This is a genomic window from Chitinophaga sp. OAE865, assembly GCF_040546735.1.
Classification (GTDB): Bacteria; Bacteroidota; Bacteroidia; order Chitinophagales; family Chitinophagaceae; genus Chitinophaga; species Chitinophaga polysaccharea_A.
The window spans coordinates 3,239,653-3,259,192 of sequence record NZ_JBEPOF010000001.1 but is presented as its reverse complement, the minus strand read 5'-3'; the positions used below and the strand labels follow the sequence as shown (position 1 = coordinate 3,259,192).

Here is a 19,540-nt window from a genome sequence, read left to right as displayed (position 1 = left end):
TACAATTTCTCCCAGACAGTGATGGCTAATTTTGTGGTATTACTGAATTTAAAATTGTAGAGAGATGAAAAACGCGATTAACTGGTTTGAGATTTATACATCAGACTTTAACAGGGCAAAGAAATTTTATACCACCGTATTCCAATGTGAACTGACCGATCTGGAGGTAAACAGCGACAGGCATCCGGAAATGCAGTATGCTGTTTTTCCCACAGCTGAAAACGGGGCCGGCGCCAGCGGCGCCCTGGTGCACATGAGCCAGGTAAAGCCCGGCAACGGCGGCACGCTTATATACTTCGCCTCAGAAGAAATTAACGCCGAGCTAAGCCGGGTGGAAGCCGCCGGCGGTAAAATACTCCGCCCAAAGCTGCATACCGGCGACTTTGGATTTATTGCGCTGATAGAAGATACAGAAGGCAATACCATTGGTTTGCGCGCAAAGAAGTAACTTTCTTATAGCATAGCAATGAGCAAAACCATCACAATATGACCCGGAATAAAGCAGTACCCGACAATACCGCAGTACGCACAGCGCTTTGGAGAGCCTTGCATGTTCAGACAGATGCAAGGCCGCATATTATTGAAGACGAAATAGGCTTGAAGCTGGTAGCCCCGGATGCAGACTGGCAACAACGCCCGGATATGCACCCGGATTTTACAAAACGCCTCCGTGCTTCTATGGTGGCCCGAGCCCGGTTTATTGAGGATATGGTCCAGGAAGAATATAAACTGGGTACCCGGCAATATGTGATCCTGGGCGCAGGGCTTGATACCTTTGCCCAGCGGCAGCCACAGATCGCCTCGCAGCTGCAGGTATTTGAAATTGATCAACCCGGTACACAAACGTGGAAGCAACAACGGTTAACAGAACTGGGCTTCGGTATTCCGGAGTGGCTCCATTTTGTTTCAGTGGATTTTGAAATTTCTTCCTGGTGGGAGCAATTGATCAAAGCAGGGTTTGATACCGGGAAGCCCGCCATGATAGCCTGTACAGGAGTTACGCTGTATCTTACCAGGGAGGCGATCTTTGCTACCCTGCGGCAAATGGCTGGACTTGCCCCCGGTTCAAAACTTGCCATGACGTTCTATTTACCGTTAGATCTTATGGAAGAAGAAGACAGGCCGCTGCAACTGATAGCTGAAAAAGGCGCCCGTGCAGCCGGCACTCCTTTTATCAGCTTTTTTTCCCCGGAAGAAATGCAGGCGCTGGCGCAGGAAGCCGGGTTTAAAGAAGTGGAAATTGTATCTTCCGGCAATATCGCCAGGCGCTACTTTGCCGGGAGAACAGACGGGCTTAGTCCCGCAAGCGGGGAGGAATTTTTGGTGGCGCGTACCGTCTGACGGGGTTATCACCGGATGAGCCTTACCTCGCATTCAGTATCTTTTCCAGCTGCTCCTTAAAATTTCTCCCGATAGGGATCTGCTGACCATTCAATACAATGCGGTTCCTTTCAAGACGTACTATCTTCTGAACAGATACAATGAATGATTTGTGTACGCGCACAAAACGGTTTTGAGGGAAGATGTTCAGCATCGCTTTAATAGAGCCCTTCAGCAAAATCTTTCCTCCCTGTGTATAAATGATCGCATAATCTTTCAGGCCCTGTATATGTGTTACCTCGTTAAACTCCAGTTTAACCCGTCGTACACCGCTTTTTACAAAAATAAAATCAGGGTTGCCTTCCAGGGGAGTATCCTCAATATTGGAATGCTGTGCTTTCAATGCGAGGAATTCCCTGATCTTCGCAATAGCCTGGCTGAAACGATTAAAAGAAACAGGCTTCAGCAGGAAATCTATCACCCCCAGCTCATAGCCTTCAAAAGCATAGTTGCGGTAGGCTGTGGTAAACACAGTCAGCGGAGGATTAGTCAGTGCCTTCAGGAACTCAATGCCTGTCATTTCCGGCATTTCAATGTCCAGCAACAATACATCAGCGGGATGCTTTTCCAGGTAACGTAAAGCCGCTCCCGCATTCCCGAACATAACAACGGAATCTACTCCATCCATTCTTTTCAGGTGGCCATCCAATACTTCAAGGGCAAGCGGCTCATCGTCTACAATAACAAATTTCAACATGGCAGGCAGTTTACAGTTCAATTACCAGTTTAGCCAGGAAGGATTTTTCCCGGTCTTCAAATTCAAGCTGATACCTGGATGGATAAAGCAGTTCCAGTCTTTTCCGTAAATTATCGAGCCCTATTCCTCCTTTGCTCTTACGGGTTGCAGCAGCTGGTTTGGAGTTTTCTATAATCACCGTAAGTGTCGTTTTATGCAATTGGATATCCACTTTCAGCCAGCTGTTTTCAATTTGTCTGCTAAGTCCGTGCTTAAATGCATTCTCCAGCAAGGGTAATAATAACAAGGGGGCAATTTCCTCCCCGTTTAATTCAGCATGTATATTCAAAACAATAGCAGATCCGGCATTAAACCTAAGCCGCTCCAGTTCAATATAATTATTCAGGTAAGTGATTTCTTTCTCCAGCAAAACCTTTGCATCTGTGCTGTCGTACAACATGTATTCCATCATATCAGACAGTTTCAGCACTATATCCGGCGCCAGCGCCGACTGTTTAAGCGTTAATGCATACAGGTTGTTCAATGCGTTGAACAGGAAATGGGGATTTACCTGTGCGCGGAGAAAATTAACTTCGGCATTCAGTTTTTCTACCGTGATCTTCTGGATCATGAGCTGCTGCCCATACCAGTCCATACTTAATTTGAGGGCCAGCATCAAACCGATATACCATAAAGTACTGAAGAAGTTGTATGATAATGATTCCACCAGGTTACTATTACGCATAGGCCCCACCACATAACCATACAGGTAATAATCGAACAGGCTTTGTGCTGCCAGGTATCCCAGCACAGAAATAACAACCGCGGTAAAATACGCCAGGTAGCGTTTCTTCAGGAGGTACCGGGGTAAAAAGTAATGCAGGTTAAGGTAAGCGATCACTATGAGCAAGGCAATTCTCACAGTAACACAGGCTACAAAATAAGGCATATTGGCTTTATATATAAGATACCTTTTCTCATATATAAAGAACCCAGTGATCAGCACCCAGTAAGCGCCATGCAGCAGGGCATGCCTTAAGGAAACACTGCGTTTTGAAAACGGCAGCTGCAGCGGTTTATCCAGGAACTCCATTTTCATATCATTCATCATAAAAGAAAATAAAAGTGCTTATCCCGCAAAATTATATCGACCAACAGCAGAAATAGTAGAGGAAGATAACAATAAAAAAGGAGGATGTTCATTCATCGATTATTTTGTTTGCTGCTCTACTAATTTTCTCCTTCGTTTTCTTTTCTGCTAATATTGTTACCAGGGATCCGACAGGTATTTTTCACTTAAATTTTTTACTATGAAACGTACAACATTTAACCGGGCATTCATCACCATATGTATGCTTACAGCGTTATGCTTCACAGCATTTAGCTTCACTCCAAAAGTAGGATTGGATAGCTATGAGATCTATCTTAACAACAAACTTATCCTAAAACAATCGGTCAACCAGCCTTTGAATTTAAGGGTACTGCAACTAAGCCAGGCAAGCTCCGGCGATCAGCTGCATATCATCTATAAGCACTGCTCTTTACAGGGAGCGGGTACTAACCGGAGCATCATCCTGAAAGATGAGAACGGGAATACCCTGAAAAAATGGTCGTTTGCCAATGCCACCGGCTCTGATCTTAGTATGGTAATACCGGTAAAAGAGCTGCTGCAACTGGAAAAAATGAACGCAGCGCATCATCTTAGTCTTCATTATACGGCACGGGAACTTTATAAGGCAGAAGAAACACTCGCCTTTCTTCACTCCCGTTAACCGGTATTCGTGTGGAAGAAATAAAAAAGGGCCTGGTACAATATACCAGGCCCTTTTCTAAAATACAGTCAGCAACTTATTTCTTTGCTGCTTTCAGGCTAAAACCAATTTCAACGTCCTTACTGATCATCCAGTTCTCAGGGCTACCTTCAGTTTTGTAGTTGATACCCCAGGAAGATCTGTCGATCACGAATTTTGCATTTGCAGTAACATCGTTTTCGCCAACAGTGATCTGTGCAGGGAAAGTGATGTTCAGGGTGCTGTCTTTCAGTGTAAGGTTACCACTGATCAGATTGGTGGCACCAGCCAGCAGGCTTTTCTGCTTGGTGCTGTCGAAAGGCGCTACAGATGTAATTACAAATTTGGCTTGTGGGTGTTTGGCCACATCAAAGAAATCGGGGCTTTTCAGGTGCCCTTCCAGGTCGGCTGGTTTTTTATCGGGCTCAGTAACAGAAGCCGGATCCACCACCAGGCTGCCCAGGTTTACATTAAAGCTACCGCCGGTAACTGCTCCGTTTTCAACGTTCAGGCTGCCATCAGTTACTTTGATGCTACCAAAGCGTGGTGCAAATCCACCTTTGTGGGTAGCGCGCCATTGAACAGTTGTAGTTGCGGTGTCAATTACATAAGCTGCGCCGGTGGCTACAGCCGCTTCTTTCTTTTCTTCGGTCTTCGCCTGGTCGGTCGAAGCGCCACCACATGCTGCAAGCGTGAGCAGCAGGGCAAAAGCAGGAACTGATTGCTTCATAAATTTAAATATAGTTTATGTGTAACTGGCCGAAATTACTTAATAAGGTTTAATCATCGTACAATACATCGAAAAATGTCAATATTATAACAATTCGTTCATGTATGCATTTACCCGATGGCTGTCTTTACAGCATAATCACCGAGTCGATCTTCGACACCTCCTTGTAATAGGCAATCACCTCTTCCCCGTCCTGCACAAACACCTGCACCGTAAATGATTTATACTTGCCGCCTGAGGAGCTGGTTTCACTGATACTGGCGTTGGCATTGGCAAACATCGCCTTCAGATCTGCTATCTTATCCTTATCTGCCTTAATAATAAACTTAAAAGTATATTCAGTGGGAAATACCACGGATTGCTGTAACAATGAACGAAAATTTTCATATGGATCTTCGTTTAAACCGGCACTTACATTTTCACCTGTAGACATATTAATACTATTTATCCTGAATCAACCTGCAAAATAATCCCTTTTTTTTAACATCCAGGCAATATAACTGCAAAAGAGCCACTGGTACTATGCAGGCTGGTTCTCCTGCTTACTGTTGATCCACGCCTCTACGGTTGTTACCTCAGCCTGTTGCGGGAAAATCTTCTCCATCAGGAAAGTATGCACCTCCGGATCACGGTCCAGGCAGGCATCAGAAAGCACTGTAAGCTGGAAATCCTTATCAGCTGCCTCCCGCAGGGTTGAAAGGACCACACCACTGGTAACCACGCCCGACAATACCAGGTGATGAATGTTCATGCCCCGCAGCAATACCTCCAGGTCGCTGCCTGTGAACGCACTGTACCGGCGCTTTACAACCACTGCCTCATTTTCTGCAGGGGCCAGCTGCGGCTCAATTTTCATCCACTGCTCCATATCCTGTTCCCGCAGGAATGCCGCCCTGGCACTAAAGGTTTTATTACGTGAACTGATTTCCGGCGTACCTTTACGAAAACCTACTATCACGTAAATAACCGGCACCCCATTGTTCCGTGCATCACTGATCGCTTTTGCGGTTCTTTCTATTAAAGGGCCACCCTGCGGCAACCCCTTCAGCATCTGCTCCTGCATATCCATCACCAGGAGCGCTGTGTTTGTGCGTTGCTCTTTCATCGTTTTATATTTATTATTTCCCCGATAATTAATTCCGGTTGTTTGATAACTGCCGTTTCATAAACCACCAGCACTCTCACAAAATATCCTAAAATCAATGTGTAATTGTGTTACTCCTTTCTCTCAAAATCATTTTGCTGCTAACATCACTTAGTCAGAACGAAAAAAAACACGACATTGTTGTGAAACTTAACGGGGATCAATTGGTGATGGCTCCATCCGTTTTACATACGGTTTACACCATCATCTGCACATGATAAGTTTTAAACAGTAGATCATCTCCCTCTGTAATTTTTTTTCTTCCCGGAATATTCTAATTTACATCCGCCATTTTAAAAAATCTGTTATGTTAAAATTTTGTCTGCCACTTCTGGCATTTGTAATTGTTAGTGCCCGTACCCAAGCCCAAACCGTTTTTTCCAGTGATCCCGACAGCTCCGTTTTTCTTACGAAAGACATTGATAATTTCTGGAAAGCTTTTGACCTTTTTAAAAAGGATACTACTGTCAATCCCTTTGGCAGTGGTTATATAGATATCGGCAGCGCCGGTGTGAAAAGATTTATCCCCGACAGGATCAGGAGCGCCAGCCATCTGTTCGGAATGGTCAAAAAGCGCCAGGCCGAATATGAAAAAGTACGGGCCACCACCCTGCTGATGAAAGAAAAGGAAAAGCAATGCAGGAGCGCATTCTATGCGTTAAAATACTGGTATCCCGAGGCTAAATACCCGCCTGTTTACTTCGTAATCGGCGCCTGGAACTCCGGAGGTACATTTAATGAAGATGGACTATTTATCGGCGCCGAAAAACAAGCCGACATCAACAACGTTCCATTCATCGTAGCCCATGAGCTGATCCATTTTCAACAGAAAAACTGGCTGGAATATCCTACCCTATTGCAACAGAGTATTGTGGAAGGCAGCGCTGATTTCCTGGGAGAGCTGATATCCGGCGCAAATACCAACCAGCTTGTAGTTGACTACGGGAATAAAAATGAAGACAGGTTATGCAGGGAATTCATAACAAGAATGGACAGTACCGAGCTCAAAGACTGGCTATATGAGGTTTCCAGGAAAGATGACCGGCCCCGCGATCTCGGTTATTGGATGGGCTATAAAATTACACAGCAATATTTCATGAAGGCCGCAGATAAAAAACAGGCGGTAAAGGAAATTCTTGATATAAAGGATTATAAGGCATTCCTCGCAAAAAGCGGCTACCTGGAAAAATATATGTAGTAAAAAAAACCGGGCCGCGCCTGCGGCCCGGGCTGTAAACATACCTGAAATCAGCTACCAATATACGTTTCCACGCTTCAAAGTCTACTATTACAAGTAGCAAAAAAGGGAGTAAATAAGACTAACTTAAACAACCTAAATTCTTCAACCATGTCTACCTCTACTCCCCTCGCCTGGCTTGCCGGCGCTATGCTGCTTTTTTCCTGTAATAAAGATCATATATCGCCCGGTGGCACTGCACCCGAAACCAGCGCAGAAACCGTATTCCCCGTTACATTTGATGCGGGTGGTTTTACACAGCAACTGGATAGCTTTGGAAGAAAAGCGGATGCAACGTTGTTTGCAAAAGACTCGTTGGATGGTCATGTAAAATACCTCTATTACAAGGTATACGGCACAGGTGCGCAGGCAGACCTGCGGCACGTGATCGTACAACAGGTGGGTACTCCTTCTTTTGGTATTATCAGGGATACATTACCACCAGGCAACTATAAATTCACATTGCTGGCCACCGGGGATGAATACCGCCCCAACATTACCAATGCGGGCTTCAAATATCCCGGCAGCGATGCTTTCAGTACCCACTTTGAGATGGTGGTTAACGGACCGGCCAACGCCAAAGTATCGCTGGACAGGATTGTAGCGCGATTGCAATTCATTATCCAGGATCCCCTGCCTGCAGATGCCGCATGGATGGATGTACGGTTTGGAGGTATCCCGAGAGTATTCAATTTCCCCACAGGGCAAGTGAGCAACCCTGCTAACGGAGACGCCTATTCGAACTATACCGGATACAAGTTCCAGATACCAACATACAACCAGGGCAAACCTGGCTTTAAAACACAGGCTTATTTCCCGTTACAGGGCAGCTACACGGTTCCGTCTATTACTGTCATGTGTTGGGGTGCTAATGGCAACCTGCTGGCAAGCAAAGTGATCAATGATGTAAAGTTTGAAACCAATAAGCGCACTGTATTGAAAGGCAATCTTTTCGCACCCGCTTCCAGCGGAATTGAAGTGGACCTTAACGACACCAAGTGGAAACCAGACAGTATAGCTGTATTCTATTGAATACAGCTATACCAGAACGCTTGCAGGTTAGTTAAAAGATTGCCTGAATTCCAAAGGCGACTGGTTGGTTTTCGTTTTAAACAACCGGCTGAGCGACTGCGGATGTTCAAAACCCAGCTCGTAAGCAATTTCAGCAACCGATAATCCGGAGGTGGATAACTTCTCTTTCGCTTTTTCGATAAGTTTGTTATGAATGTGCTGCTGCGTATTTTGCCCTGTATAGGAACGCAGCATATCGCTTAAGTAACTTGCGGATATATTCAATTGCTCCGAAAGGTACTGCACAGTTGGAATTCCCTGCAATGACGGCTTTCCCGTATTGAAATAATCTTCCAGCACTTCTTCCAGCTTTTGCAACACAGTGCTGTTTGCAGCTTTTCTTGTGATAAACTGGCGCTTATAAAAACGGTTGCTGTAATTCAACAGCAATTCGATCTGCGAAATAATCACATCCTGGCTAAAATCATCTATCCGGCTGTTTAATTCCTCATCCATAATGGAGAAAATTGCCATAATAGTTGCCTTTTCCTTTTCCGACAAATACAATGCTTCATTGGCGGCGTATGAAAAGAAGCCATACTCCTTTATCTTCTTTGCCAGAGGATAAGATAAAAAGAAATCAGGGTGTATAAGCAGTATATAACCTGAATGCGCCGAGCTGTCAGGAGATTCAAATATCTGATTGGGTGCGGTGAATACTAATCCCCCTTCGCCAAAATCGTAGTAGTTTTGCCCATACCTGGCTTTCCCGCAAACCTGCATCTTATAGGCAATCTTATAAAAATTGAGCACAATTGAAGGTGGAAATTCACTGGCGTCAAACTTCATATTTCTGATGTCAATAAAACTTATCAAAGGGTGTAAGGGCGTTTGCAGCCCAAATACCCGGTGAAAGTCGGATAGTGATTCAAATTTATAAAGTGTATTCTCTTCCCTTTTCATAATGTAAATTTACAAATAGATCTGTCATGTTTTACCAGGGCGTTTCACCGGTTTCGGGGTTATGCTCCTCACTGATGAATTTTCCGGTTGGGCCGTCGCTACCGATCATTGCGTATTTGGCAATGCGGGCGCCACCTTCCTGTACAGTCCCCGTTCCCCGGTAATTATTAAAATCAGTGGCAACAAAGCCGGGGCACACGGCATTCACTTTAAATGGCGTATCGCGCAATTCGTAGGCCAGGTTGATGGTATACATATTAAGCGCCGCTTTGGAGGAGTTGTAGAGCACTGCCTTGTGACTGTAATATTTCCAGGTAGGATCACAGTGCAGGCTGAGCGAGCATCCGCTGGAAGATACATTGACTATGCGCGGCTGTTCAGATTTACGTAACAAATCTACAAATGATTGTGTAACCCTTATAACGCCATACAAATTGGTATCCAACGCCTCATTAAAATCCCCGATGGCTGATTCAAGTGCTGCCTGCGGGAAACCACCAAGTATACCGGCATTATTGACCAGCGCATCCAGCACATCAGTTTCCCTGCCTATTGTGGCGCGTGCGGCTTTTACTGATCCGGAATCGGTAACATCCAGCTGTATTGCCATTGCATTATTTAATCCTTCCTGTTTAAGCCTTTCCACAGCCGCCCGGCCATTCTCCATACTACGGCTACCTATGTAAACGTAATATCCCTCTTGCAGTAACCGGCGGGCAGTTTCAAAACCAATACCTTTATTAGCTCCTGTAATTAATGCTCTTTTCATTTGTGTTGGTTTTTATTGATGATAGATGAGCGCGAATTCTTTTGCAAAATCCACCAGTTTCACTTTGCCCATAACAGGCCTGTTTTGGTAGTAATCATCGTATAGGCTGCCGCTTCCCTGTGCGGCCTGCATTTCCACCAACCCTTTCGCAATCCATTCATTCATCCCTGCGGCCAGCATATGATCCAGCATCTGTTCCCCTGGGATAACCAGCCATTTCAGATCCGGCTTTCCAATAGCCTCTCCTATAATTTTAGCCACTTCGTTGGGGGATACTTCTTCGCTTGCCAGATAGTGGATGGTTCTCCCGCTAAAGGGCTTTTCCATTTCTGCTGCAACAGCAGCAGCAATATCCAGGGGCGAAACCCAGGGCTCTTTCTGATCACCGCCATAACTTTGTATAATGGCTCCCTGGTTTCTGATGGTTTCCATATACCTGAATATATTGGTGTAAAAGCTAACCGGCCTCATGAACTTTATAGCAACATCACCAGGTAATTGTTTCAGGATATTTTCCACGGTATTGTGAAGAAAAAGACTGCCGGTCCCTTTGTTGGTGTGGGCGCCAATACTGCTTAGATGTACAATGCGTTTTACCCCCCGATTGCTCCACAGCCTGTTTGTAATTGTTCCCGATGCTATTGAACGCCCCTATAAAATCTGCGTCCTTATCGAATATACTGGCCATGCCTTCCCACGACTCCATCAGGTAAACAATATCTGCTCCCTTAAAGGTGGCCGCTAAAAAATCCGCGTCCTGCATAGCGCCTATGGCGGCTTTGGCGCCGATGGCTTCAATTTCTTTTTTCCTTTCCTCTTTCCTGCTGATAACGGTTACGGTGTGTCCTTTCTGTACCAGCTCCTGTGTTAAAGGCTTTCCTATGTTCCCTAAAGAACCTGTAATAACGATATTCATTTTATTCCTGCTTTTGTTATTGCAAAGGTGAGCAAAGGGCAGAAAGCGGGTGTAACCTGATTGGGGAATTACTTAACCTAAATGAGTATATCAGCTGCCGGGGTAACAAAAAGGCGCCGCCTACAGATACAGTAATGGAAAATCCCATATGCCGCACGGGCATATGGGATTCATCTCTTTAATATCAGGATACCCTGTTACGTCCTACATAAATATTCTTTGCATTATAATAGGTATCTCCTGAGGGGCCATTGCTGCCACTGGATCCTTCCATTTGCAGGTTAATGATAATATACATGGGCTTGCCCACAAAATTAGCCGTGTGCATGCCTTTCCATACACCATCTATATAATAATGAATATTCACATCGGTAGCGCTCACCTTGGTGATCCACGCGCGGTAAGTATGCCAGCTGCCGGGAGATGAAACATTGGTTAAAATACTGGATACATCCTGCCAGGTCCTGAAAGTATTCTGCCAGTTGGTACTGTTTCCCTTAAATTCCAGGATATCACTTTCCGGCGGCCAGCTGTTCACACCGGTAAGCCAGAATGCGGGCCAGGAACCGGCTACAAAAGGCGCCTGGAAATCGCCCTTTACCTCCCAGTCGGGGAACTGGTCGTTTACCAGCACCTGCGCCTTGGCATGTACTGCCCCGCTGTGGTAATGAATAGGCAAATAAGGATCGCTGCTGCTGTTCCCTTCATTCCAGTTGATACGTGCCGCCTTAAGCGTAAGAACACCTGCATTCAGGTAAATATGGTTATGATCTGACGTGCTCCCGTACATACGTGCGGTACCGTTATGATCGGAGCCCCACGGATACAGGTAGTTCCAGGCTGCTTCAAACGCGGAATAGCTGGCAAACGAACTGTTATCAATCACCGTTTCCCAGGTAACGGTAGCTACAACCGCCGACTTCTTCTCCTGCGTGATGGGCTTAAGATCCGCGGTAGCAGATTGTTTACCGCAGGAAAGGGTCACTGCGCAGGTGAGCGCCAATAGGATTTTCATACTTGTGTTCATAAATGGAATTTTTATAGTGAAAAATAAAATGCGCTTATCTCACCCTCCTATTTCCCATCTACTCCTATATTCTGATGTGCCGGTAAAGGGTTCCCATACAGGTCTGTGGCGGTGCTATCCGGTAACGCAATGCCTTTTTGCAAAGCCGGCGAGCCCGGTTGCAACCGGAATGCTTTCAGCGCTTCCATTCCCTGCATACCGGGCAACGGCGTGGCATGGAACTGCGGATCTTTTGTAACTGCGGCCTTATCCGCCGGGCGGTTAAGGTGCGTGCCGAAATAAAGGTTATTGCTGTAAAAATTACGTTTGCTTTGATTCATCACATAATCTGCGGAGCTTTTTGTGTAGAAGATATTGTTGGCAAAATAAGTACTGTCGGCGTAGCCAAACCAGTTACCCATTTCCACCAGTGTGCTATCCATTTTAATATCTCTTTCCGGCAGGTAAATAACATTGTTATAAATGCGGGTATTCACTACGGGGCCGGTTATATGAAAAATCGGTGCAAAACCGGCATGCTTGCCGGTGGTACGTAAACCATCATTCACGCTTACATTATACCGCACAATGGTGCCTTTGTTGCCGCAGCTCTGCGGGGCGTGGGCGCTGCCATCGTCGCATACCAGCAAAAAACCGCCATCGTTGTCATGACTGTAATTATACTGGATCACGGTATTGTTGCAGTTCCAGTCGGAGTCGAAACCCTGGCCATCCCAGGGGGCTTTATGATCGCTTACCTCGTTGTATTGAATAAGCGCATTATCACAGCTCCAGGGCCATATCCCCGCAGCAGATTCGCTGTCGGGCAACAGGCGCGGACAATCGCGCATGGTGTTATGTTCCACCAGCACACCGTTGCAGCCGGTAGGCACAATGCCATCGCCGGGCACTCCTTCTATCAGGTTGCCACGGATCACCACATGTTCATTGGGGAACCAGTCGGCCCTGGACCAGTTGCCGTTCACCAGGATACCATTCCGCTGGCAACGCCTGATGGTACAATCCTCTATAAGGATGCTGTCGAACCGGGAACGGGTTTGCCGGCCGCTATTGCTGAAAATAATACCTGCGCCGCCACCGTCTTTTTTTACAAGGCTTCCATTCACATCATGCACATCGAGCTGCTTCAGGTAAATAGCAGAGGCAGTACCATAGTTGGTTAACTGCACCAGTACGCCTGAGCGATGAGCCCTGGCATCCGGGCCATAATTGGAGATATCCAGGTTGCGGATCTCCCAGCCTTCTGCATTCTGTAAATACAGTGCCGCAGGCATAATACCGTTGCCTTGTATACGGGGCTTGTATCCTTCTCCATATTGATCAATGGTGATCAGCTGCTGTGCATGGCCACTGCCCCGGGGCTTCAGTTGCCCCTCATAAATACGGCCAGAGCGAAAGCGGATCTGATCACCCGGTTCAAAAACCTGTGCGTTCACCCGTTGTAAACTGCGCCAGGGCTGTTGTTCCGACAACCCGTTATTGGCGTCTTTCCCCATGAGCGCATCTATGTAATAAGTGCGGGGTACTGCGGCGCCTGCGTGTAAACTTAATCCCAGGGCGCATATCACAGCGGCCCGGAAAACCTTTCCAATATTCATGTCACTCATCTTTTAAAAATCCATGATCCTGTATATTTACCAGCCCGGTGTTTGCGTGAGCGCAGGCGATTTAATTTTCTCCGCCTGTGGCACGGGATACCAATACATCTTTGGCTGGAACACCCTTCCTTCCACTTCTACTTTCTCATACTTAAACGTAGTGGCGTTGGTACGGGTTATTTTTACGCCATATACGGGCGAATTAAATAATGCCACACCCAGTTCCCAGCGGCGCACATCCCAATAGCGGTGCTCTTCAAATGCCAGCTCTACTCTCCTTTCATTGCGTATTTTAGTACGCAATGTGGCGGTATTCCACTGACCTGCCTGCAATAAAGGCATCTTCACTGAAGCGCGGTCCCGCACTTTATTCACCGCCTGTATAGCAGTTAAGCCAAAGCCCTGCGGATCCTGGTCGGGACCATAGGCTTCATTCATAGCTTCTGCATAGTTGAGATATATTTCACCCAGACGGAATAATATCCAGGTATGCACACTGATTTTATTCAGCAACAGGTCCAGGTTTTCATCTACATATTTCTTGAGATAATAACCTGTTTTGGTGGCGCGGTCTACCCCCACTCCATCGCGGCCACCGGTGAAGGCTTCTACTGCGCGGCCTTTCCATTGCGAGTTATTGAGGATCACGGTCATGGCCAAACGCGGATCGCGGTTATCGTACGGATGCTGCGCATGATCAGGGTTATTCCAGTTAAAGGCGCTGCCATCCGTCATCTCGTAGGCGTCTACGAGGTTTTGCGTGGGTGTGGTACCACTGCTTCCGCCGTCATAGCCAATAGGATAATTGGCGCGTTCAAAACCATTATTGGCTGCATAGCGGTGGGCAAAAATGATCTCCTTGCTGGTAGTGCTGCGGAACAATCCCTGGTAGTTACTTTCCAGCTGGTATACATTCAGGTCGATCACTTCTTTGGCCGCTTTTGCCGCTGCTACCCACCGTTCTTTCACATGTCCCTTATTATTCAGATCACTTGCATAATAGAGCAGCATCCGGCTTTTCAGTGCCAGCGCAGCTCCTTTGGTGGCCCTGCCCAAATCGTTATCGGCTACTGTTGCGCCGAGGTGTGCTGCTGCAGAATCGCATTCTGAAACAATGAACTGTACGCATTCATCGTAGGAGCTCCGCGAGAGGTTAAGGCTGTCGGATAAGCCCAGTGTTTTGGTAATAAGCGGCACGCCTCCATAGCGGGTAACCAGGTCAAAATAAAAGTAGGCGCGCAGGAAGCGGTTCTCATAACGCCAGCGTTCCAGGTCGGCAACCATATTGCGGTAGGTTTGCTGCGCGGTAGCATCCGGGTTGAGCTTATACATATTGAGGTCCACGTTACCGGATTGCTCCAGGTAAAGATTAGTGCGGCGTATAGCCGCATACGTGGCATTCCAGTTGTCGTCCGGGTTAATGTAGGGATTCCAGCTGCCGTTATTATAACGTTGAATGGCGCTGCCTTCCCAGGTGAATTCCGCATCGTCTGTGGCAGCGTCCAGCATAGCATTGTCAAGCCGGTTAAAACCATCAGGCAGGTAAGCGTAGGTTCCTATAAGGAAATCACGGGTACGGGCATACGATGAAAATACTTCATCTTTGGTAAGCTCTGTACTGATCTGCCTGTCCAGGAAGTCTTTCTTACAGGAAGCTGAGATGATGGTAACCACTCCTGTAAAAAATAACCAAAACTTATATTTCATAAAATTGAAATTTTTTGTTGAGATGATGATCATAATTGCACACGTATACCAGCGTTCACAGAGCGCATAGCAGGATATCCGCTTAATGTTTCAGGATCTGCAAAATGAATATGATCCAATGAAAATACGTTCACAGCATTTACGTATAGCCTTAGCTGTTGCAGCCTGATGCGCGATAACAATGAAGCAGGGAAAGTATATCCCAGTTCTATATTGCGCAGTTTTACAAAGCTGCCGTTGCGCTGCCAGAAATCCGTGGAGCGGTAGTTGTTGTCGTTGGCGGCGGTGGTAAGCCGGGGATAAGTAGCGGTAGCAGCAGTTTCGGGGGTCCACCTGCCCATGGCAATGGGCGCGGCTTTTGCTTCATTTACAAATGCCCATACCAGCGGGCCGGACAACATCACACTGCGATTGGCAACGCCCTGGAAAAACGCATCTAGGTCAAAGCCTTTGTATTGTACACCCAGGTGCAAACCGAATGTCCATTCCGGCAATACCGGTTTACCAATGGCCACTTCATCATAAATGTCGATGATGTTATCACCGTTCTGGTCTTTGTACTTGATATCGCCGGGCTTCACGGGCGCGAAGATCTGTTGGGGGCTGGCGCTGATGTCGGCTTCATCCTTAAAGAATCCGATAGCCTGCAATCCAAAAGGCTGACCAATGCTTTGCCCGGTACGGTTAAGGTAGGCATAGGGTTGTTGTGCTTCTGCCATGTACAATATTTTGTTACGTGCAAAAGCAGCGGAAGCAGAAGCAAAATAACTGAAACTATGCTTTACTTCGCTCTGATAGCCCAGCTGCAATTCAAAGCCACGGTTCCTTACACTGCCCACATTCTCCGCAGGTAATCCCACACCTATGTAACCGGGGATAGCACCATATCTTTCGGCCAGGATATCCTTTCTTTTCTCATCGAAGAAGTCGAACATCAGGGTTACCCTGTTATGCAGCAGCGAGGCATCTATACCTATGTTGGCCCTGCGGTCCTTTTCCCAGGTAATGTCTGGATTGGCAAGGCTCCCTTCGTCCATACCACCGGCATAGCGGTTGTCGGTGCCAAAGTAATAACCGGCGCCGCTGTTATAATACTGTTTATAGGGGAAGCGTCGTCCTCCCACCTGGTCGTTGCCCACCTGCCCGTAAGAGGCCCGCAGCTTCAGGAAACTGATCCACTGTGCCTGCTGCAGGAATCGTTCTTCCGACAGGATCCAGCCTGCGGATACTGCCGGAAAAAAGCCAAAGCGCTTGCCTTTGGGGAAATTTTCAGAGCCATTATAACCAAAGGAAAATTCGCCGATGTACTTTCGTTTATACGCATACGTTATCCTGCCGGATGTACCCTGGTGGGCATAAGGAACATTGTTGCCGGAAATGGTATATACATCCTGCTGGTAAAGCGCCAGCGCATCAATACTATGCTCACCGAAAGTGCGGTTGTAAGTGAGGGTGAACTGGGTATTGGTGCGTCTCCACTGATCGTTTACCCCATCATTCTGTACAATGGTGGTATTATCACCAAACTTATTATAAATGGTATCTCCGGCAGGATCTTTCAGCAGCTGGAATACGGCGAACTGTTTGGTTTTATCATCGTTGCCCTGGAACCAGTTATTGAAAGATACTGCCGCTCCGGCCTTCAGGCCGGGTGTAACCTGGTCCAGGCTGTAGCTGAAACGCATAGTGGCCTGCATTGCGCGGGCATGCGTGGTGGCTACGCCGCGACCCAGCACCAGCGCTACGGGATTACCGCGGTATACCGAGGTACCTCCGTATGAATTATCCGGGTTGCGTACGGGAAACGCGTTGGGTGGTATCAGCATCATGTTGTTCCATATTTCAGGGGCGCCTGCACCGGGATAGCTCCGGTCTTCCACCCTGCCTGCCAGGTCAAGCGAAGTGCTCAACCGCTTTGTTACTTTGATGTCTACATTGGAACGGAAATTATACCGCAGGAAATTAGCGTTGGAATTTTCTTCTCTTTTTGAATCGGTATTTTTATACAACCCCGTATTCTTCAGTACATTCAGCGATACAAAATAAGTAACATTACTATTGCCGCCGCTGAGGTTCAGATTGTATTCCGACATAGGCGCCGACTTCTTCAGCACTTCATCATACCAGTTCACATCGGGATGAAAGTATTTGTCGTTCCCGTTCTTATATGCTTCCAGGTCGGCAGGTGAATACTTATCTGTTTTGCCTTCATTACGCAATGCTTCATTATAAAGGGTGGCATAGTCGTACGATCCCAGGAACTCAGGCAGGCGTTGCGGGCGCTGTAATCCTGTTTGCGCACGGAAAGATATTTTAGGCTTACCGCTGAAACCTCTTTTAGTAGTAACGAGCAATACGCCATTGGCGCCACGGATGCCATACATAGCAGTAGCAGCAGCATCTTTCAGCACGGTGATGGTTTCTATTTCATCTGCGGCCAGCTGGTCAAAAGGACTTTCAAAACCATCCACAAAAACAAGGAGCCCTGCGCCACGGTAAGAGCTGAGGCCACGTATGGCCATGGAAGGCGCATCATAACCAGGTTCTCCGTTGCCCTGCATTACAGTGAGGCCGGGTATACGGCCATAAAGACCATTGCCCAGCGTAGCGGCGGCCGACTTCCTTAATACGCTGCCATTCACCCTTCCGTAAGCCCCGGTTACTTTCCACCATGCCTGTTCTCCATAGGCCACCGGTACCTGCAGTGTGGTATCTGCGGTTACCGGAACAGAATCTGTAGCAGGTTGCGCTAATGCGGTAAGGGAAAAGAGTGTGCCCGTTACCGTTAGCAATGCTGTTGTTCTTAATTTATATATACAGTTCATTTTTTCAGATTTGAAGTTTAGGATCAGGTGTCCTGCTTACCAGCCCGGGTTTTGCACGATGTATTGCTTGTATATTTCCGTGTTGGGAAACGGATACAGATACATCTTATCATTCCAGACCCGTTGTTCAAACACCACCTGTTCGAAATGAAATTCAGTACTGCCGTCGATGGGCTTTAATCTCAATCCATACATTTTCCCGTTCATCACACCTTCATCACCGGCAATTTTCCAGCGGCGCACGTCCCAGTAGCGGTGCTCTTCAAATGCCAGCTCTATTGCCCGCTCATTTCGTATAGCCATTCTCATTTCCTCTTTTGATTTGCCTGAAAGCGCAGGCATACCCGAACGGGCGCGGATCGTATTCACAGCGGTATATACTTCTGCAACAGGACCCTGCGCTTCGTTCAGCGCTTCGGCATAGTTGAGGTAAAATTCCGCTAAGCGGAATACCGGCCAGTTGATGGTAGCGCCGTAAGTAGACCAGGTAACGCTGCGTGGCAGGAATTTATGCATCCATTGTCCACCGCCACGGTCGCCGCCATGCAGGGCCGGCTTACCATCCGGTTTGATATACATCTGTAAAGCGCCTATTTCGCTGTTCCAGCTGGCCCCGTTATACCCTACAGATTGTGCAAAGCGGGGGTCCAGCGAAGCGTACATGGCATTGGCATTATCGCCCGACTGAGGCCATGTTTGGGCGCCACCGGTTTTCTTCTCATACAGTTTTACAAAGTTCATCGGCACAGAAATACCATACCAACCTCCATAAATATTCACCGGCATGGTGAAGTTGAAGTAGTCGCTGTAGATCCCCCATCTGCCATTGGATTTATTAGCCAGGATGATCTCCGCATTGTCTGGTTCCGACCATGCATATTCATAATTCTTATCGGCTCCAAATTCAGTGATGAGGCGGCAGCTACCAGTGGGCGCCCAGTCCAGCACTGCTTTGGCCGCATCTGCCGCTTTTTGCCAGCGGGTGGCGTCATAGTTATGATAGCCTACCAATGCAGCTGTGGCATCGGTGGTGGGCACATAAGCAGTAGCGCTGTTAAACAAAGGACTTGCCGCATATAACAGCACCCGGGATTTCAGCGCCAGCACAGCACCCTTGCTGATACGGCCCCGCAGGAAACCTTCCTGTGCAGCCGGCAACGCGCCAAGAGCAGCATCACAATCGGCCACAATAAAACTGATACACTCTTCCAGTTTATTACGCGGCAGTTTCAGGTTGTCGCTATTCAGCAAACGCCTGTCTACAATAGGCACGCCGCCGTAGCGCTTTACCAGCTCAAAGTATTGCAGGGCGCGCAGGAAGCGGGCTTCGGCCTTCAGCTGCGCTTTATATTCCCCGCTGGCATCCGGTACGCCGTCGATACGCTCCATAAAAATATTGGCCTTACGGATGGCTTTGTAGTGGGTACTGAAATCATCTTCCGGGTTATCGTTGGCATTCCATTGCCCTTCGTTAAAACGGTTGGCGCCGGGCCAGCTGTCAGCAATATCCCCTTCATCACAGGCGGCGGCGAGCACGCCGGCTACAATCCCGCCACTGCTGCTATTGCTCCAACCGGTTGGTAAGCCTGAAGGCATACTGTTGCCATATACATCGTACAAAAATGTTTCTGCATTCCTGATCTTTGAAAAAATGGTATCCTCCGTAATATCCACGGATGGCGGTTTCTCCAGGAAATCCCTTGTACAGGAAAAGAAAGCGCCCAACAGCAGGCTTAATATGATATAGTATTTTACTTGTTGCATAGT

At 47.3% G+C, this 19,540-nt stretch carries 19 protein-coding genes; 5 read left to right on the top strand and 14 right to left on the bottom strand.

Annotated features, from left to right (window positions below; genetic code table 11):
• The first annotated feature begins 64 nt into the window (after nucleotides 1-64).
• Both ABIE50_RS13270 and ABIE50_RS13265 read left to right on the top strand, forming a co-directional pair.
• Entirely contained in the window at nucleotides 65-448 is a 384-nt protein-coding gene (locus tag ABIE50_RS13270; protein ID WP_209860832.1) for a VOC family protein, read from the top strand.
• Nucleotides 449-486: 38 nt separating this feature from the next.
• Nucleotides 487-1,341 carry a class I SAM-dependent methyltransferase gene (locus ABIE50_RS13265; RefSeq protein ID WP_209860834.1) on the top strand — a complete coding sequence of 285 codons (855 nt, stop codon included), beginning with the start codon at nucleotides 487-489 and terminating at the stop codon, nucleotides 1,339-1,341.
• A gap of 22 nt (nucleotides 1,342-1,363) precedes the next feature.
• Here ABIE50_RS13265 and ABIE50_RS13260 read toward each other — a convergent pair whose 3' ends face one another.
• Nucleotides 1,364-2,077: a LytR/AlgR family response regulator transcription factor gene (locus ABIE50_RS13260; protein WP_209860836.1), complete on the bottom strand. Its 714-nt coding sequence runs from the start codon at nucleotides 2,075-2,077 to the stop codon at nucleotides 1,364-1,366.
• Nucleotides 2,078-2,087: 10 nt separating this feature from the next.
• A complete protein-coding gene (locus ABIE50_RS13255) occupies nucleotides 2,088-3,167 on the bottom strand; it encodes a sensor histidine kinase (protein WP_354027999.1) in 1,080 nt (359 codons plus the stop codon).
• Between the two features lie 199 nt (nucleotides 3,168-3,366).
• On the opposite strand from ABIE50_RS13255, the gene ABIE50_RS13250 reads away from it, so the two are divergent.
• Complete coding sequence (locus ABIE50_RS13250; protein WP_209860838.1) at nucleotides 3,367-3,828, top strand: hypothetical protein; 462 nt, start codon at nucleotides 3,367-3,369, stop codon at nucleotides 3,826-3,828.
• Nucleotides 3,829-3,904: 76 nt separating this feature from the next.
• Here ABIE50_RS13250 and ABIE50_RS13245 read toward each other — a convergent pair whose 3' ends face one another.
• The 3 genes from ABIE50_RS13245 to ABIE50_RS13235 form a co-directional block, all read right to left on the bottom strand.
• Entirely contained in the window at nucleotides 3,905-4,576 is a 672-nt protein-coding gene (locus ABIE50_RS13245; protein WP_209860840.1) for a YceI family protein, read from the bottom strand.
• Between the two features lie 127 nt (nucleotides 4,577-4,703).
• Nucleotides 4,704-5,009 (bottom strand): DUF493 domain-containing protein, encoded by a 306-nt coding sequence (locus ABIE50_RS13240; protein ID WP_209860841.1) that lies wholly within the window; start codon nucleotides 5,007-5,009, stop codon nucleotides 4,704-4,706.
• Nucleotides 5,010-5,096: 87 nt separating this feature from the next.
• Complete coding sequence (locus ABIE50_RS13235) at nucleotides 5,097-5,681, bottom strand: cysteine hydrolase family protein (RefSeq protein ID WP_209860843.1); 585 nt, start codon at nucleotides 5,679-5,681, stop codon at nucleotides 5,097-5,099.
• 346 nt (nucleotides 5,682-6,027) lie between these two features.
• Here ABIE50_RS13235 and ABIE50_RS13230 point away from each other — a divergent pair, with 346 nt between their 5' ends.
• Entirely contained in the window at nucleotides 6,028-6,918 is an 891-nt protein-coding gene (locus ABIE50_RS13230) for a DUF2268 domain-containing putative Zn-dependent protease (protein WP_209860846.1), read from the top strand.
• A 150-nt stretch (nucleotides 6,919-7,068) separates the two neighbouring features.
• A complete protein-coding gene (locus ABIE50_RS13225) occupies nucleotides 7,069-7,989 on the top strand; it encodes a hypothetical protein (protein ID WP_209860848.1) in 921 nt (306 codons plus the stop codon).
• Between the two features lie 27 nt (nucleotides 7,990-8,016).
• Here the strand turns inward: ABIE50_RS13225 and ABIE50_RS13220 are convergent, their stop codons facing one another.
• The 9 genes from ABIE50_RS13220 to ABIE50_RS13180 form a co-directional block, all read right to left on the bottom strand.
• A complete protein-coding gene (locus ABIE50_RS13220) occupies nucleotides 8,017-8,931 on the bottom strand; it encodes a helix-turn-helix domain-containing protein (protein ID WP_209860850.1) in 915 nt (304 codons plus the stop codon).
• Between the two features lie 31 nt (nucleotides 8,932-8,962).
• A complete protein-coding gene (locus ABIE50_RS13215; protein WP_209860852.1) occupies nucleotides 8,963-9,700 on the bottom strand; it encodes an SDR family oxidoreductase in 738 nt (245 codons plus the stop codon).
• Nucleotides 9,701-9,712: 12 nt separating this feature from the next.
• Nucleotides 9,713-10,132 (bottom strand): Rossmann-fold NAD(P)-binding domain-containing protein, encoded by a 420-nt coding sequence (locus tag ABIE50_RS13210; protein WP_354027998.1) that lies wholly within the window; start codon nucleotides 10,130-10,132, stop codon nucleotides 9,713-9,715.
• 55 nt (nucleotides 10,133-10,187) lie between these two features.
• Nucleotides 10,188-10,616 (bottom strand): SDR family oxidoreductase, encoded by a 429-nt coding sequence (locus ABIE50_RS13205; protein WP_354027997.1) that lies wholly within the window; start codon nucleotides 10,614-10,616, stop codon nucleotides 10,188-10,190.
• Between the two features lie 184 nt (nucleotides 10,617-10,800).
• Nucleotides 10,801-11,643 (bottom strand): glycoside hydrolase, encoded by an 843-nt coding sequence (locus tag ABIE50_RS13200; RefSeq protein WP_209860856.1) that lies wholly within the window; start codon nucleotides 11,641-11,643, stop codon nucleotides 10,801-10,803.
• Nucleotides 11,644-11,690: 47 nt separating this feature from the next.
• The gene (locus ABIE50_RS13195) at nucleotides 11,691-13,241 is read right to left on the bottom strand and encodes a right-handed parallel beta-helix repeat-containing protein (RefSeq protein WP_209860858.1); all 1,551 of its coding nucleotides are present in this window, start codon (nucleotides 13,239-13,241) and stop codon (nucleotides 11,691-11,693) included.
• A 36-nt stretch (nucleotides 13,242-13,277) separates the two neighbouring features.
• Nucleotides 13,278-14,948 carry a RagB/SusD family nutrient uptake outer membrane protein gene (locus ABIE50_RS13190; RefSeq protein ID WP_209860860.1) on the bottom strand — a complete coding sequence of 557 codons (1,671 nt, stop codon included), beginning with the start codon at nucleotides 14,946-14,948 and terminating at the stop codon, nucleotides 13,278-13,280.
• Between the two features lie 29 nt (nucleotides 14,949-14,977).
• Nucleotides 14,978-17,773 carry a SusC/RagA family TonB-linked outer membrane protein gene (locus ABIE50_RS13185; protein WP_209860862.1) on the bottom strand — a complete coding sequence of 932 codons (2,796 nt, stop codon included), beginning with the start codon at nucleotides 17,771-17,773 and terminating at the stop codon, nucleotides 14,978-14,980.
• 36 nt (nucleotides 17,774-17,809) lie between these two features.
• Nucleotides 17,810-19,537, bottom strand: coding sequence for a RagB/SusD family nutrient uptake outer membrane protein (locus ABIE50_RS13180; protein ID WP_209860864.1), 1,728 nt, complete (start codon nucleotides 19,535-19,537; stop codon nucleotides 17,810-17,812).
• Between the last annotated feature and the right edge of the window lie 3 nt (nucleotides 19,538-19,540).

Bases quoted from the DNA above. Each gene is read 5' to 3' on its own strand.
- ABIE50_RS13270 (WP_209860832.1), top strand. From the start codon at position 65: ATGAAAAACGCGATTAACTGGTTTGAGATTTATACATCAGACTTTAAC.
- ABIE50_RS13265 (WP_209860834.1), top strand. From the start codon at position 487: ATGACCCGGAATAAAGCAGTACCCGACAATACCGCAGTACGCACAGCG.
- ABIE50_RS13260 (WP_209860836.1), bottom strand. From the start codon at position 2,077: ATGTTGAAATTTGTTATTGTAGACGATGAGCCGCTTGCCCTTGAAGTA.
- ABIE50_RS13255 (WP_354027999.1), bottom strand. From the start codon at position 3,167: ATGATGAATGATATGAAAATGGAGTTCCTGGATAAACCGCTGCAGCTG.
- ABIE50_RS13250 (WP_209860838.1), top strand. From the start codon at position 3,367: ATGAAACGTACAACATTTAACCGGGCATTCATCACCATATGTATGCTT.
- ABIE50_RS13245 (WP_209860840.1), bottom strand. From the start codon at position 4,576: ATGAAGCAATCAGTTCCTGCTTTTGCCCTGCTGCTCACGCTTGCAGCA.
- ABIE50_RS13240 (WP_209860841.1), bottom strand. From the start codon at position 5,009: ATGTCTACAGGTGAAAATGTAAGTGCCGGTTTAAACGAAGATCCATAT.
- ABIE50_RS13235 (WP_209860843.1), bottom strand. From the start codon at position 5,681: ATGAAAGAGCAACGCACAAACACAGCGCTCCTGGTGATGGATATGCAG.
- ABIE50_RS13230 (WP_209860846.1), top strand. From the start codon at position 6,028: ATGTTAAAATTTTGTCTGCCACTTCTGGCATTTGTAATTGTTAGTGCC.
- ABIE50_RS13225 (WP_209860848.1), top strand. From the start codon at position 7,069: ATGTCTACCTCTACTCCCCTCGCCTGGCTTGCCGGCGCTATGCTGCTT.
- ABIE50_RS13220 (WP_209860850.1), bottom strand. From the start codon at position 8,931: ATGAAAAGGGAAGAGAATACACTTTATAAATTTGAATCACTATCCGAC.
- ABIE50_RS13215 (WP_209860852.1), bottom strand. From the start codon at position 9,700: ATGAAAAGAGCATTAATTACAGGAGCTAATAAAGGTATTGGTTTTGAA.
- ABIE50_RS13210 (WP_354027998.1), bottom strand. From the start codon at position 10,132: ATGGAAACCATCAGAAACCAGGGAGCCATTATACAAAGTTATGGCGGT.
- ABIE50_RS13205 (WP_354027997.1), bottom strand. From the start codon at position 10,616: ATGAATATCGTTATTACAGGTTCTTTAGGGAACATAGGAAAGCCTTTA.
- ABIE50_RS13200 (WP_209860856.1), bottom strand. From the start codon at position 11,643: ATGAACACAAGTATGAAAATCCTATTGGCGCTCACCTGCGCAGTGACC.
- ABIE50_RS13195 (WP_209860858.1), bottom strand. From the start codon at position 13,241: ATGAATATTGGAAAGGTTTTCCGGGCCGCTGTGATATGCGCCCTGGGA.
- ABIE50_RS13190 (WP_209860860.1), bottom strand. From the start codon at position 14,948: ATGAAATATAAGTTTTGGTTATTTTTTACAGGAGTGGTTACCATCATC.
- ABIE50_RS13185 (WP_209860862.1), bottom strand. From the start codon at position 17,773: ATGAACTGTATATATAAATTAAGAACAACAGCATTGCTAACGGTAACG.
- ABIE50_RS13180 (WP_209860864.1), bottom strand. From the start codon at position 19,537: ATGCAACAAGTAAAATACTATATCATATTAAGCCTGCTGTTGGGCGCT.